The sequence below is a fragment of the Metabacillus herbersteinensis genome, assembly GCF_042433335.1.
In the GTDB taxonomy this organism is placed as follows: Bacteria; Bacillota; Bacilli; order Bacillales; family Bacillaceae; genus Metabacillus; species Metabacillus herbersteinensis.
On record NZ_JBHLVO010000005.1, the window covers coordinates 57,251 to 70,627 of the forward strand.

The window sequence follows — 13,377 nt, forward strand, 5'->3', positions numbered from 1 at the left end:
TGGGAGGTATATGAATGGAGGGTTTGGAGATGAGACGTTTACTTTCATGTATCACGCTATTAATGATGCTTTTTACGATTTCACCATCTGTTTTTGCTCAAGAATCTACTTTAAATCTTGCAGATCAAGCAAAATCTGCTGTTTTGATTGAACGAGACACTGGAAATATTTTATATGATAAAAACAGTGACGAACAGCTGCCGCCTGCAAGCATGACAAAAATAATGACCATGCTGCTTATTATGGAAGCACTTGATACTGGCAAAATAAAAATGGATGAAAAAGTAAGAACAAGTGAATACGCCGCTTCAATGGGTGGTTCCCAAATTTTCCTAGAGACTGGTGAGGAAATGACAGTCGAGGAAATGTTAAAAGGTATTGCAATTGCCTCAGGTAATGATGCATCCGTTGCAATGGCTGAAAGAATTTCAGGTTCAGAGGAAGAGTTTGTTCAAAAGATGAACGACAAAGCAAAGGAACTTGGTCTCAAAAATACACAGTTTAAAAATCCAACCGGCTTACCTGAACCAGATCATTATAGTACTGCTCAGGACATGGCCTTAATGGCAAAAGAATTATTGAAATATGAAGAAATCACTAATTTCACTGGTAAATATGAGGATTATTTAAGAGAAGACACAGATAAAAGGTTTTGGCTTGTGAATACAAATCGCCTCGTGAAATTTTATCCAGGTGTTGATGGTGTTAAAACTGGGTTTACAAATGAAGCGAAGTACTGTCTAACAGCAACAGCTAAAAAAGGAAATATGCGTGTAATCGCAGTTGTATTTGGAGCAAGTACACCGAAAGATCGAAATGCTCAAGTAACCAAAATGCTTGATTATGCCTTTAGTCAATACGAAACACACCCACTTTTTGAACGTAACCACGTGGTTTCGAAGTTAAACGTGAGTAAGGGCAGCGAAAAGCAAGTGAACCTTGTAACATCTGAGCCAATTTCTGTTTTAACGAAAAAAGGAGAAGGTGTCGAGGATGTTACTCAAGAAGTAGTCATGAAAAAAGATATTAAAGCTCCTTTGAAACAAGGAGATGAGCTTGGAACGTTAATCTTAAAAAAGAATGACAAAGTAATGGTGGAAAGTCCATTAGTTGCAGAAAAGGAAATCAGTGACGCAAGCTGGTGGACATTATTTCAACGTGTAATGGGTGACTTCACAAAATCTAGCTAATCATGACGAATTTCCACTAGTTTTGTCATACAGCAGGATTTGGTTTTATAGGTCGCGAATGATTCTTTTATCCAGATAATTAAGGAGGGATAAATTTGAGTCTAGCGATTGAACTTGATGTAAAAGATATTGTTCTATGCATTCGACTCTCAGGTGAGCTTGATCACCATACTGCTGAAGATTTGCGTTCAAAAGTAACAGAACTTTTAGCAAAAAACCCAATCAAGCATATTGTCTTAAATCTAGAAAAGTTATCGTTCATGGATAGTTCAGGCTTGGGAGTTATTTTAGGCAGATACAAACAAATCAAAGCGATGAACGGCGAAATGGTTGTTTGTGCGATTTCGCCAGCGGTTAAACGTTTATTTGATATGTCAGGACTCTTCAAGATTATTCGTCTCGAGCAATCTGAACAACAAGCACTCCAGACTTTGGGGGTGGCTTCATGAAAAATGAAATGAACCTTCAATTTTCAGCGTTAAGTCAAAATGAATCGTTTGCAAGGGTTACGGTAGCAGCGTTTATTGCACAACTAGACCCAACGATGGACGAGCTGACTGAGATTAAAACAGTCGTCTCCGAAGCTGTTACAAATGCAATTATTCATGGCTATGACAATAATCCTGACGGTATAGTCTATATTTCCGTCACTCTTGATGAGGCAGTTGTGTACTTAACAATTCGTGATGAAGGTTTAGGTATTCTAGACATAGATGAAGCTAGACAACCACTATACACAACAAAACCAGAACTTGAACGATCAGGAATGGGTTTTACAATTATGGAAAATTTCATGGATGAAATTACAGTTGAGTCACTCGAATCTAAAGGAACAACGATTAGGTTAACGAAACACTTTACAAAAAGTAAAGCTTTGTGTAATTGAGGGAGAATTGCTATGGATGTGGAGGTCAAGAAAGAGATTTCTAAAACACAGTTGAAAGACCATGAGGTTAAGGAGTTAATTCGCCGAAGTCAGCTTGGAGAGCAAGAAGCACGTGATTTAATCATTGAAAGAAACATGCGTCTCGTTTGGTCTGTTGTTCAAAGATTTTTAAATCGAGGGTATGAACCGGACGATTTGTTTCAAATCGGAAGCATCGGTCTTTTGAAATCAGTCGATAAATTTGATTTATCTTATGATGTTAAATTTTCGACCTATGCTGTTCCGATGATCATTGGTGAGATTCAGCGTTTTATCCGCGACGACGGAACTGTAAAAGTTAGTCGTTCATTGAAAGAGCTAGGGAATAAAATTCGCCGTGCCAGAGATGAACTATCGAAGACATTAGGCAAGGTGCCAACTGTAGCAGAAATCGCAAACTATCTAGATATTTCTCCCGAAGATGTGGTACTCGCTCAAGAAGCAGTTAGGGCGCCTTCATCCATCCATGAAACTGTTTATGAAAATGATGGAGATCCAATTACACTCTTAGATCAAATTGCTGACCACTCAGAACCGAAGTGGTTTGATAAAATCGTGCTAAAAGACGCGATTCGTGATTTAGATGAACGAGAGCGGTTAATTGTTTATTTAAGGTATTACAAGGATCAAACGCAGTCCGAGGTAGCAGAACGACTTGGGATTTCCAAAGTCCAAGTATCACGTCTTGAAAAGAAAATTCTTCAACAAATGAAAGACAAAATGGACAGTCTTTGATGAGCTTAATCTCTAAAGGGCCCTACCTTCAACTTATGAAGGTAGGCCCTTTTTTTGTGGCAAATATTGGAGCCGGAGAAAACTGTATGATTCAATTTCAGGCAATGCATACTACTTATTACAAACAAATCTTAGGAAGTGAACTTTGATGGAAAAGACGATTTATTTAAGGCTTCGTCATCGAATTCAAGTCTATCCTAACGATGTGATTACGATTGGGAAAATCGCACAAATCGTCGGCAACAAGGAGTTGACGGAGAAATTAAGAAATAGTGTCATTCACCAGATCACGATTCGAGATAAAAACAGAGTGGTTATTGATGTAATGCGAGTTTTATCTGAGATACATAAATTCGACCACCAAATAGACGTTCAAATGGTTGGTGCATCTCAAACGATCGTGGAAATAATCTTTGAAAAGAAAAAACTATCACCCATCCTTTTTGTTGCTGTTTGGTTTTTACTCTTTGTAGGAGCAAGCTTGGCCATTATGAATTTTCATGAAGATGTTAGCATGCAACAAGTCCATCAACGAATTTATACGATCATAACCGGTGAAAAGGTAGAACAGCCATTGCTACTACAAATTCCTTATTCAATAGGGCTAGGGCTGGGCATGATTCTATTTTTCAATCACTTGTTTAAGAAAAGAATTAACGAAGAACCCAGTCCATTAGAAGTTGAAATGTTTAATTACCAATTAGATTTAGATCAATACGTAGCGATGAACGAAAATAAAGAAAGTATAAAAAAAATCAATGATCATTAAACTACTATTCATTATGTTTCTTGGCTTTTCGAGCGGTGTTGTTGTTGGAGGTGGATTCGTTGCTTTTCTGACTGTACTTGGTATTATCCCAAGACTAACACAGCTTACAAAAACAGTCAGTGCGATACAAGGCTATGAATGGGGAGTCATTTTAGGGGCTTTGATTGGAAGTTGGTTAAGCTTAAGTGATACCGTCTTCTCCCAATCAAAGCTTTGGACAATTCCAATTGGCTTATTAAGTGGAGTTTTTGTTGGGATGTTGGCTGCAGCATTGACGGAAGTTATGAACGTTTTTCCGATTTTAGCAAAAAGAATTGGCTTTGGAGATCGAATTATTATTCTTTTAATGGCACTTGTTTTCGGGAAAATTTTTGGATCTCTTTTTCATTGGGTTTATTTTGTAAATCATTAATGTCACCTAAAGAGAGTTCAACTAAGGAGGTAACTTACGATGCCATCAAAAATAAAAGATGATTACAAAAAAAACATAAAAGCCTATCAGCCTAAAGTTCCTTATTTGATCAATTGTATAAAGGCATTTATTGTGGGTGGAATTATCTGTGCGATTGGACAAGGAATACAGAATATGTATATGACATTTTTTAATTTTACTGAAAAAACAGCTGGAAACCCAACAGTGGCTACATTAATCTTACTTTCTGCTTTGTTAACAGGCATGGGCATTTACGACAAAATTGGTCAATTTGCTGGTGCAGGATCTGCAGTCCCAGTGACGGGTTTTGCCAATTCAATGACTAGTGCAGCGATGGAACACCGGAGTGAAGGAATTGTATTAGGTGTTGCAACGAATATGTTTAAACTAGCGGGAAGTGTCATTGTGTTTGGAGTAGTGGCAGCTTATGTTGTTGGTGTTATTCGATATCTTTATGGATTAGCTTTTTAAAGGGGGTCATCAATTGAGATTAACAGGGAAACAATCGTGGGTATTTGAAAACGCGCTGTATGTTCAAGCTACTGGAACTGCAGTGGGACCTAAAGAAGCAGATGGTCCACTAGGACAGCACTTTGATATTACACATAAAGAACTTCACTGCGGTGAGGATAACTGGGAGCTTGCAGAACGAAGGCTAATGGAGCAAGCAGTTGAGCAATGCTTAGCAAAGGGGGAAGTAACGAATTCTGATATAGATATTTTTCTAGCTGGTGATCTATTAAATCAAAACGTAACGGCAAATTATGTCGCAAGGCATTTAAGTATGCCGTTTTTATGCATGTTTGGGGCGTGTTCAACTTCTATGGAAACCGTTGCAGTAGGTTCTGCTCTTGTCGACGGTGGATTTGCGAATAAAATCGTTGCCGCGACAAGCAGCCATAATGCAACAGCTGAAAGACAGTTTCGCTATCCAACCGAATATGGAGGGCAAAAACCGGACACGGCAACTTTTACTGTAACAGGGTCGGGAGCAGTCTTAATTAGTAAGGACAAAAGTGATATTCGGATAACATCCGCTACAATTGGAAAAGTTACTGATCTTGGTATTGCAGACCCGTTTGATATGGGTTCAGCGATGGCACCAGCCGCAGCTGATACAATTGTTCAACATCTTCAAGATTTAGGACGAACGGCGGATGACTATGACTTGATTTTAACCGGAGATCTTTCAGGCGTTGGAAGCCCGATCATGAAAGAATTAGTAAAAGAAGAGGGATATGATATTCATAATAACCATAATGACTGTGGTTTACTGGTTTACCGTCCAGATGATCAGAGTGTCTTTGCTGGTGGCAGTGGTTGTGCATGCTCAGCGGTTGTTACTTACAGTCATATCTTTAATGAAATTCGATTAGGGAACCTAAATCGAGTGTTAGTTGTAGCAACAGGTGCACTGTTAAGTCCAACAATGATTCAACAAAAAGAATCGATTCCAACGATTGCGCACGGGGTTGTTTTTGAAAGAGCTGACTGGAGCGTGAAGAACTAATGGAGTTTTTAATTGCCTTTATTGTTGGAGGAGCAATCTGTGTGATAGGCCAACTATTACTTGATGTTTTTAAACTAACGCCTGCCCATGTGACGAGTTCCTTTGTTGTTAGTGGAGCGATTTTAGATGGCTTTGGTTTGTATGACAAATTAATTGAATTTGCAGGTGCGGGGGCAACAGTACCAATTACAAGTTTCGGTCACTCGTTGTTACATGGAGCGATGGAACAAGCAGATAAGCATGGGTTTATCGGGATAGGAATTGGGATATTTGAGCTGACTTCAGCAGGAATCTCAGCAGCTATACTATTTGCATTCCTGGTAGCACTTATTTTTAAACCGAAAGGATAAGGGCAAACGTGACAAAAACGAGAAGGGTTATCTTAGTAACTGATGGGGATGAATATGCAGCAAAAACAATTCAATATGTTGCAGATAAATTTGGTGGAAGATCTATTCTTCAGTCACAGGGGAATCCAACGATCTTAACTGGTCATGAGCTAGTGGAGCTCATTCTGCAAACTCCCTATGACCCTGTTTTTGTCATGTTCGATGATTGTGGATTATTAGGTGAAGGGGCAGGTGAAACAGCCTTAAAATATGTTGCAACACACACGCAAATTGAGGTGCTAGGTGTTATAGCAGTAGCATCTAAAACTCATGCCACTGAATGGGCAAAAGTAGATGTGAGTATTGATCGGTTTGGTGATTTAACAGAATATGGTGTTGATAAAAGTGGATTGAAAGATGTTGAGCTTGGAAGAATTAGTGGGGACACAGTCTATTGTCTTGATGAATTAGAGCTTCCAATAATCGTAGGAATCGGCGATATTGGCAAAATGGCCCGAAAAGACAGTGTTAAAAATGGCTGCCCTATTACGATGAAGGCTGTTCAACTTATTCTTGAAAGGAGCGAAAAGCATGAGTCGGACAAAGGAAAAAACATTGATTTCACCTAACCCAACCCAAAATGAAAACTTTTTTAAAAATCATGTGGGTTTACACAAAAGTTTTGATCTTGGTGTTCGAAAGCTGTTTGTTTTGAATCAACAAGTTCACATGTATTTTGTAAATGGATTGTGTGATACACAGTTTATTACACAGATTCTTAAACAGTTAACAGAGATTAACGACCGTGAAGTAGAAGGGTTAAAGTTAAAAGAGATTGTTGAGAATCGCATTGTAAACCAACAAGTAGAAAAGATAAAAACGATAGATGAAGCGGTAGATCAAGTACTATCCGGGTTAGTTGTCTTTTTTATGGAAGGCTGTGACTACGGTTTAGTTGTCGATGTGCGTAGCTACCCAGGTCGTACACCCCAAGAACCTGATACTGAAAAAATTGTACGTGGAGCAAGAGACGGGTTTGTAGAAAATATTATTGTAAACACCGCATTGATTCGGAGAAGAATTCGTGATGAACGACTCCGTTGTGAGATGATGAAGATTGGTGAACGATCGAAAACAGATGTGTGTATTACCTATATAGAAGATGTTGCAGATCCTGGCTTAGTTAAGGTAATTAAAAAAGAACTAGAGACAATCAAAGTAGATGGCTTGACGATGAGTGATAAAACCGTAGAGGAATTTTTAGTGAAGCAAGGATTTAACCCATACCCACTTGTTCGCTACACAGAGAGAGCTGATGTTGCATCTAATCACGTACTAGAAGGACATGTTTTAATCATCGTTGATACTTCACCAAGTGTCATTATTACCCCTGTTACTTTTTTTCATCATGTACAGCATGCAGAAGAATATCGGCAAGCACCTGCTGTGGGTACATTTTTAAGATGGGTTCGTTTTATAGGTATTATGGCTTCTCTTTTTCTACTTCCATTATGGTTTTTATTCATATTAGAACCTTCATTGTTACCGGAACAAATCGCATTTATAGGCCCAAATGAACAAAAAAACATTCCGATCGTTGTTCAAATCTTCCTTGCAGATATCGGAGTAGAATTTTTGCGAATGGCCGCAATTCATACGCCAACCTCACTTTCTACAGCGATGGGATTAATTGCTGCGGCACTGATTGGTCAAATTGCCATCGACGTTGGTCTCTTTGTTCCAGAGGTTATCTTATATGTAGCCATCGCTGCAATTGGTACATTCGCGACACCGAGCTATGAACTAAGTGTAGCAAATAAAATTGCCCGTTTGCTACTTTTAATTGCCGTCGCATTATTTAAGTTAGAAGGGTTCGTAATTGGGGTTACCCTTTTTATAATTATGCTAGCGAGAATTCGTTCACTTAATACACCGTACTTATGGCCTTTCTTACCATTTAATGCAAAAGCGGCGTGGCAGATTATCATCCGGACATCTGTACCGGGTGCTAAGCTACGACCTAGCATTGTTCATCCTCAAAATGTGAGAAGGGTACCAAAATAGTCAAATGAATCATTGAAAGTAGTCTTCATATATGATATCGTATGGTTAATTTAATGAAGTAAAAATGATATTTAATAAACAGACAGTTGGTGTTAGCTGTCTGTTTTTCTTTAAAATAGCGAGTTTCCTCCCTGTTGTAAGCGTTAAAATGACAGGACTTCAGTTTGCTCTCATAATTACTTTATTTGTCTAATTAATCTTGCAAAAGTTGAATGAAAAGTCAGCAACTATGAAGGTAGGTATGTTTATGTTTTTACATGGTAGTAGTGTAATTAATTCATTTGGCCATTTAGAAATTGGTGGAGTAGATACAACTCAGCTTGCCACTCAGTATGGGACACCCTTGTATGTATATGATGTAGCCCTTATTAGAGAAAGAGCTAGAAGTTTTAAAAAAGCTTTTGAAAAGATGAACGTAAAAGCTCAAGTTGCTTATGCGAGTAAAGCTTTCTCTTCTATTGCCATGTTTCAACTTGTTGAGGAAGAAGGGCTATCTCTTGATGTTGTGTCAGGGGGAGAGCTATACACGGCTATATCAGCTGGATTCCCAGCATCGCGAATTCACTTACATGGGAACAACAAGAGTCGCGCTGAATTAAAAATGGCCCTTGACCATGGTGTTGGTTGTGTTGTAGTTGATAACTTTTATGAAATTCACTTACTAGAAGAGTTGGCGAATGAACTATGTACGAAGGTGCCAATTTTATTACGAGTGACTCCAGGTGTTGAAGCTCATACTCACGACTATATTACAACAGGACAAGAAGATTCCAAGTTTGGTTTTGGCTTGCAAAACGGCCAAATTGAAAAAGCGATTGATCAAGTACTAGAAGCTAAAACCTTTCATTTGTTAGGTTTTCATTGTCATATTGGTTCACAAATTTTTGATACCGCTGGTTTTGTACTAGCAGCAGAACGGATTTTTGAAAAGTTAAAAGAATGGAAAGAGCAGTTTTCTTATGTACCGGAAGTTGTAAACTTAGGCGGTGGCTTCGGTATTCGTTATACAAAAGAGGACGAACCACTTCCTGCTACTCACTATGTAGAAAAAATTGTTGAAGCAGTCAAACAACAAGTGAGTAAAATTGGAATCGATATGCCAGAAATATGGATTGAACCAGGTCGTTCACTTGTCGGAGATGCTGGTACAACCCTATATTCTGTTGGGTCACAAAAAGAGGTTCCAAACATTAGACAGTACGTAGCAGTTGATGGCGGAATGAGCGATAACATTCGTCCGGCTTTGTATCAAGCAAAATATGAAGCGGTGCTTGCAAATCGAATGAATGAACCTCATACAACACCCGTTTCAATAGCGGGGAAATGTTGTGAAAGTGGGGATATGTTAATTTGGGATTTGCCCCTTCCAAAGGTAGAACCAAATGATATTTTAGCCATTTTTGCACTGGTGCTTATGGATTCTCGATGTCAAATAACTATAATCGTATTCCACGACCAGCAGTCGTCTTTGTTGAAAATGGGGAGGCACAGCTCGTTATAAAAAGAGAAAGCTTTGAAGATATCATTTCAAATGATCTTCCTCTTAAGTCTAAGGTTACACATAGATAAAAATAAAAAGTGAGTGTTAAAATGGAAATTTTAACACTCACTTTTTGTATGCAATTTAATTCGGAAGGTTCTATTGGGCTGTTTCTCCACCGCCGTTAAAAATAGCGACAACTGCGTTCCAAAGTGAAACAAAGAATTCTCTAACTTGCTGTAGGAAGGTTTGCCCTTCTTCGGAATTAAGGTAATTTGAAATTTGGTCTTTAGCCTGATCAAGCTGTTGCCCAACTTGATTCCAGTCAATGTTAACATCTTTCATTTTATTAAATAATGAAATAAGATTATTGATTTCATCTTCAGTCAAGGTAATTCCTAAATCTGCAGCGGCTTTTTCAATTAGTGCACGAAGATCCGCATCTGTTTCTGGAACACCATTTTTAGCAATTTCTTCCTTGATTTTAGCCATTAGTGCAGATGCGTTTTCAGCACCAACTTTGTCTCCGAGTTCTGCAGTCGTTACAAGTTCTTCATTTGCAACTTGTTTCACTTCTTCAGGAATTGCTTCATCTGAGGAAAGTTCATAAGCTTTTAAGAGTCCAGTTAATGCAGCTGTACCTGACACTTCAAATGGTGCAGTAACATAGATTGTTGCATCTTTTACACCTGCTGTCATAAGAGCGTTCAAATACATCTCGTCCGTTACCCAGTTGATATTATTTGTTTTAACTTCAAGACCTGTGCCTGAGCTTTCAATTGTTATACCTGAAGAAGAGAGAGCTTTTGATCCAATCGTCGCTTTGGGTATATAATTTCCTAAATATTTATGTTCTTCCTCGTTTGAAACAGTAATCATCTGTGCGCTCTCAGGAGCATCCATTTCTGCTAAGATCTCATTTTTCTGTTGCTCTGTTAAATCTTCACCTAGCGTAATAATAATGTCTCCAACCGCAGCATCCGCTAAGCTAATGGTAGGAAAAGCAAACAATAAAGCAGCTATTAGTGAAAATAATAGTTTCTTCAAGAGTATTCCTCCTTCGATGTTTAAGCATAGTACATGCCAACATTTTCTATTATAGTATCTTTTGTAGATTGAAAGAAGTTTTTTATTAAAGACTATAACCAAGCTTAAACTCTATAGAAATAAAGATATCCATTTCATGATTTTTCTAAACAAGAGCATCGGCTTGGATTTCTTCCTCGTCTTATAGTAAAATAAAGTAGTTCTATCTATTAGACGTAATAAAACACTGGAGGTTACATACATATGAAAAAAGCTCAGATTACTATGGAAAACGGTGAAGTACTAGTTGCTGAATTATACCCAAATGAAGCACCAGGAACAGTAGGGAATTTTGAAAAGCTAGCAAACGAAGGGTATTACAACGGATTAACTTTCCACCGTGTCATTCCAGGCTTCGTAGCTCAAGGCGGTTGCCCGAGTGGAACTGGAACAGGTGGCCCAGGCTACACAATCAAATGTGAAACGACTGGAAACCCTCATAAGCATGAGGCAGGATCACTATCAATGGCACACGCAGGAAAAGACACTGGCGGTAGCCAATTCTTCATCGTTCATGAGCCACAAGCACACTTGAATGGAGTTCACACTGTTTTCGGAAAAGTAACTGAAAACCTTGAAGCAGTTTATAAAATCAAGCAAAACGACGTGATGAAAGAAGTAAAGATCATTGAAGAATAAGTAAGTAGGAAGAACCCTTTCAATTTGAATGGGTTCTTTTTTACTATTTTTGCCCCAATGTCTTTCCTAAACCGGACATTTTTCTCCACTATTCTCTAAAAACACACACTTCAGTCTTATTTCGTTGCATATTTTGCGACATACCGCTAAAATAGATTCAAGTACAATTTCATATTATATTTTTAGAATCCTTCGGGGCAGGGTGGAATTCCCTACCGGCGGTGATGAGGTCAAACGCCTCTAAGTCCGTGACCCGTTAACAATTGTTAGCGGTGGATCTAGTGAAAATCTAGGGCCGACAGTTAAAGTCTGGATGGGAGAAGGATTGCGCAACTTAAGTTGCGTGGGTATTATTTTTCTGAAAAAATCGGGAAATGATACTCTTATTTGATATGCTCAAATAAAATTCTCTCACAAAGCCCCAAGTCTCATTGACTAGGGCTTTTAATGTTGTTCTTTAATAAAGGGGTGCTTATGTGAGAGATGTAGAATACATGGAGACTGCTTTAATGCTAGCTAGACAGGCAAAAGGACAAACTAGTCCGAACCCTTTAGTTGGTGCTGTTGTTGTAAAAGATGGTCGAATTGTTGGTATGGGTGCTCATCTTAGAGCAGGTGAACCGCATGCAGAGGTTCATGCAATTAGAATGGCTGGAGAAAAGACAGTAGGTTCAACTGTGTACGTTACTCTTGAGCCTTGCAGCCATCATGGTCGAACACCACCATGCGCGGATCTACTTATTGAATCAAAAGTTAAACGAGTAGTTATTGCAGTGAAGGATCCTAATCCACTCGTAGCAGGGAGTGGGATAAATCGGTTAAAAGACGCAGGCATCACAGTAGAAATTGGCGTTCTGCAGGATGAAGCTAGACAACTAAATAAACATTTCTTCCATTATGTTCAAACAAAAACACCGTTTGTGACGTTAAAAGTAGCTGCTTCATTAGACGGTAAAACCGCAACATCAACAGGTGAAAGTAAGTGGATTACAGGAAGTGAAGCAAGAGAAGATGTGCATCACTCTCGAGCGGAACATGATGCGATCCTAGTCGGTGTCAACACCATTTTAAAAGATGATCCCAGTTTAACTTGCCGACTTGAAGGTGCGAGACGTCAGCCAATTCGATTGATATTGGATACTCATCTACGGACACCTGTTTCTGCTCGGGTGGTAAATGATCAATGTGCTCCGACGTGGATCATTACCGGAAATCAAGTCGATGGTGACCGAGTAGAGTTGTTTCATGAACGAGGAGTTAAAGTTATCACTTTACCTAGTGAAACGATAAAGATTGATGATTTGCTTACCAAGCTTGGTCTAGAAAATATCACTTCCTTATATGTGGAAGGTGGATCAACTGTGCATGATAGTTTTGTAAATGAAAAAGCGTTCAACGAAATCATCACTTATTTCGCTCCTAAACTAATAGGTGGAAAAGACACGCCAGCTATGATTGGTGGTAAAGGGTTCTTAAACATGGAGGACGTTTTGTCTTTAACTATAAGTGAAATTAAACAAATTGGGAGTGACGTTAAAATCGTTGCTACACCAGTGAAAGGTTGAAACGATGTTTACAGGTATAATTGAAGAAATCGGTAGGGTAGAACGTATCCAAAGCTCAAGTCAAGCAATTATTTTGACGATTAAAGCTTCAAAAGTACTCGAAGACGTTCATCTAGGGGATAGCGTTTCAGTAAACGGCGTTTGTTTAACAGTTACTACAAATACGAATTCAGCATTTACAGTGGATGTAATGCCTGAAACGGTAAAAGCGACTTCTTTAAATTCACTAGTTCAAGGTTCATCAGTAAATTTAGAACGTGCGATGGCTGCAAATGGCCGTTTTGGCGGACATTTTGTTTCAGGTCATGTGGATGGAACCGGAAAAATAGTCAAAAAGCAAAAAGAGGCAAATGCTGTTTATTATGAGATACAACTAGAAGAAACTTTAACGGATACCCTCATTTTAAAAGGATCAATCACAATAGACGGTGTTAGCTTAACCATCTTTGGTCTAGAAAAAAATAAGGTGACCGTTTCACTTATACCACACACATTATCGGAAACGATCGTTGGTGGTAAAGAAGTTGGCGACATTGTCAATATTGAGTGCGACATGTTAGGGAAGTATGTTAAGAAGTTTGTCCAGCAAGATGTGCCACAAGTAAAATCCTCTTTAAGTGAATCATTTCTTAAAGAGCACGGTTTTAACTAA

At 38.6% G+C, this 13,377-nt stretch carries 15 protein-coding genes, 1 pseudogene and 1 riboswitch; of the genes and pseudogenes, 15 read left to right on the forward strand and 1 reads right to left on the reverse strand.

The window, feature by feature from the left end; genetic code table 11:
- Positions 1-29 precede the first annotated feature (29 nt).
- The 12 genes and pseudogenes from ACFFIX_RS08630 to lysA all read left to right on the forward strand — a co-directional run bounded on the left by ACFFIX_RS08630 (position 30) and on the right by lysA (position 9,524).
- The gene (locus ACFFIX_RS08630; RefSeq protein ID WP_378932574.1) at positions 30-1,190 is read left to right on the forward strand and encodes a D-alanyl-D-alanine carboxypeptidase family protein; all 1,161 of its coding nucleotides are present in this window, start codon (positions 30-32) and stop codon (positions 1,188-1,190) included.
- Between the two features lie 95 nt (positions 1,191-1,285).
- The gene (gene spoIIAA / locus ACFFIX_RS08635; protein WP_378932576.1) at positions 1,286-1,639 is read left to right on the forward strand and encodes an anti-sigma F factor antagonist; all 354 of its coding nucleotides are present in this window, start codon (positions 1,286-1,288) and stop codon (positions 1,637-1,639) included.
- Positions 1,636-2,076: an anti-sigma F factor gene (gene spoIIAB / locus ACFFIX_RS08640; RefSeq protein ID WP_378932579.1), complete on the forward strand. Its 441-nt coding sequence runs from the start codon at positions 1,636-1,638 to the stop codon at positions 2,074-2,076. Before spoIIAA ends, spoIIAB begins: the two co-directional genes overlap by 4 nt.
- Positions 2,077-2,088: 12 nt before the next feature.
- Complete coding sequence (gene sigF / locus ACFFIX_RS08645; protein ID WP_378932580.1) at positions 2,089-2,850, forward strand: RNA polymerase sporulation sigma factor SigF; 762 nt, start codon at positions 2,089-2,091, stop codon at positions 2,848-2,850.
- A 148-nt stretch (positions 2,851-2,998) separates the two neighbouring features.
- A complete protein-coding gene (locus tag ACFFIX_RS08650) occupies positions 2,999-3,619 on the forward strand; it encodes a stage V sporulation protein AA (protein WP_378932583.1) in 621 nt (206 codons plus the stop codon).
- A complete protein-coding gene (locus ACFFIX_RS08655) occupies positions 3,609-4,031 on the forward strand; it encodes a stage V sporulation protein AB (protein ID WP_378932586.1) in 423 nt (140 codons plus the stop codon). Before ACFFIX_RS08650 ends, ACFFIX_RS08655 begins: the two co-directional genes overlap by 11 nt.
- A 39-nt stretch (positions 4,032-4,070) precedes the next feature.
- On the forward strand, positions 4,071-4,523 hold the full coding sequence (gene spoVAC, locus ACFFIX_RS08660) for a stage V sporulation protein AC (protein WP_378932589.1): 453 nt from the start codon (positions 4,071-4,073) through the stop codon (positions 4,521-4,523).
- A 13-nt stretch (positions 4,524-4,536) separates the two neighbouring features.
- Complete coding sequence (spoVAD, locus tag ACFFIX_RS08665) at positions 4,537-5,562, forward strand: stage V sporulation protein AD (protein WP_378932592.1); 1,026 nt, start codon at positions 4,537-4,539, stop codon at positions 5,560-5,562.
- Entirely contained in the window at positions 5,562-5,912 is a 351-nt protein-coding gene (gene spoVAE, locus ACFFIX_RS08670) for a stage V sporulation protein AE (protein WP_378932594.1), read from the forward strand. Before spoVAD ends, spoVAE begins: the two co-directional genes overlap by 1 nt.
- An 8-nt stretch (positions 5,913-5,920) precedes the next feature.
- On the forward strand, positions 5,921-6,520 hold the full coding sequence (gene spoVAEA / locus ACFFIX_RS08675; protein WP_378932597.1) for a stage V sporulation protein SpoVABEA: 600 nt from the start codon (positions 5,921-5,923) through the stop codon (positions 6,518-6,520).
- A complete protein-coding gene (locus ACFFIX_RS08680) occupies positions 6,483-7,955 on the forward strand; it encodes a spore germination protein (RefSeq protein WP_378932599.1) in 1,473 nt (490 codons plus the stop codon). Before spoVAEA ends, ACFFIX_RS08680 begins: the two co-directional genes overlap by 38 nt.
- 247 nt (positions 7,956-8,202) lie before the next feature.
- Positions 8,203-9,524 (forward strand): annotated as a pseudogene (gene lysA / locus ACFFIX_RS08685) (diaminopimelate decarboxylase).
- A 70-nt stretch (positions 9,525-9,594) separates the two neighbouring features.
- Here the strand turns inward: lysA and ACFFIX_RS08690 are convergent.
- Positions 9,595-10,482 (reverse strand): DUF1002 domain-containing protein, encoded by an 888-nt coding sequence (locus tag ACFFIX_RS08690; RefSeq protein ID WP_378932601.1) that lies wholly within the window; start codon positions 10,480-10,482, stop codon positions 9,595-9,597.
- Positions 10,483-10,725: 243 nt separating this feature from the next.
- Between ACFFIX_RS08690 and ACFFIX_RS08695 the strand changes: the two genes are divergently transcribed.
- The 3 genes from ACFFIX_RS08695 to ribE all read left to right on the forward strand — a co-directional run bounded on the left by ACFFIX_RS08695 (position 10,726) and on the right by ribE (position 13,377).
- Positions 10,726-11,160, forward strand: coding sequence for a peptidylprolyl isomerase (locus ACFFIX_RS08695; protein ID WP_378932603.1), 435 nt, complete (start codon positions 10,726-10,728; stop codon positions 11,158-11,160).
- A 184-nt stretch (positions 11,161-11,344) separates the two neighbouring features.
- Positions 11,345-11,489, forward strand: a riboswitch (FMN riboswitch).
- Between the two features lie 147 nt (positions 11,490-11,636).
- Positions 11,637-12,725 carry a bifunctional diaminohydroxyphosphoribosylaminopyrimidine deaminase/5-amino-6-(5-phosphoribosylamino)uracil reductase RibD gene (ribD, locus tag ACFFIX_RS08700; protein WP_378932605.1) on the forward strand — a complete coding sequence of 363 codons (1,089 nt, stop codon included), beginning with the start codon at positions 11,637-11,639 and terminating at the stop codon, positions 12,723-12,725.
- A gap of 4 nt (positions 12,726-12,729) precedes the next feature.
- A complete protein-coding gene (gene ribE / locus ACFFIX_RS08705; protein ID WP_378932607.1) occupies positions 12,730-13,377 on the forward strand; it encodes a riboflavin synthase in 648 nt (215 codons plus the stop codon).

Bases quoted from the DNA above. Each gene is read 5' to 3' on its own strand.
- ACFFIX_RS08630 (WP_378932574.1), top strand. From the start codon at position 30: ATGAGACGTTTACTTTCATGTATCACGCTATTAATGATGCTTTTTACG.
- spoIIAB (WP_378932579.1), top strand. From the start codon at position 1,636: ATGAAAAATGAAATGAACCTTCAATTTTCAGCGTTAAGTCAAAATGAA.
- sigF (WP_378932580.1), top strand. From the start codon at position 2,089: ATGGATGTGGAGGTCAAGAAAGAGATTTCTAAAACACAGTTGAAAGAC.
- ACFFIX_RS08650 (WP_378932583.1), top strand. From the start codon at position 2,999: ATGGAAAAGACGATTTATTTAAGGCTTCGTCATCGAATTCAAGTCTAT.
- ACFFIX_RS08655 (WP_378932586.1), top strand. From the start codon at position 3,609: ATGATCATTAAACTACTATTCATTATGTTTCTTGGCTTTTCGAGCGGT.
- spoVAC (WP_378932589.1), top strand. From the start codon at position 4,071: ATGCCATCAAAAATAAAAGATGATTACAAAAAAAACATAAAAGCCTAT.
- spoVAE (WP_378932594.1), top strand. From the start codon at position 5,562: ATGGAGTTTTTAATTGCCTTTATTGTTGGAGGAGCAATCTGTGTGATA.
- ACFFIX_RS08680 (WP_378932599.1), top strand. From the start codon at position 6,483: ATGAGTCGGACAAAGGAAAAAACATTGATTTCACCTAACCCAACCCAA.
- ACFFIX_RS08695 (WP_378932603.1), top strand. From the start codon at position 10,726: ATGAAAAAAGCTCAGATTACTATGGAAAACGGTGAAGTACTAGTTGCT.
- ribE (WP_378932607.1), top strand. From the start codon at position 12,730: ATGTTTACAGGTATAATTGAAGAAATCGGTAGGGTAGAACGTATCCAA.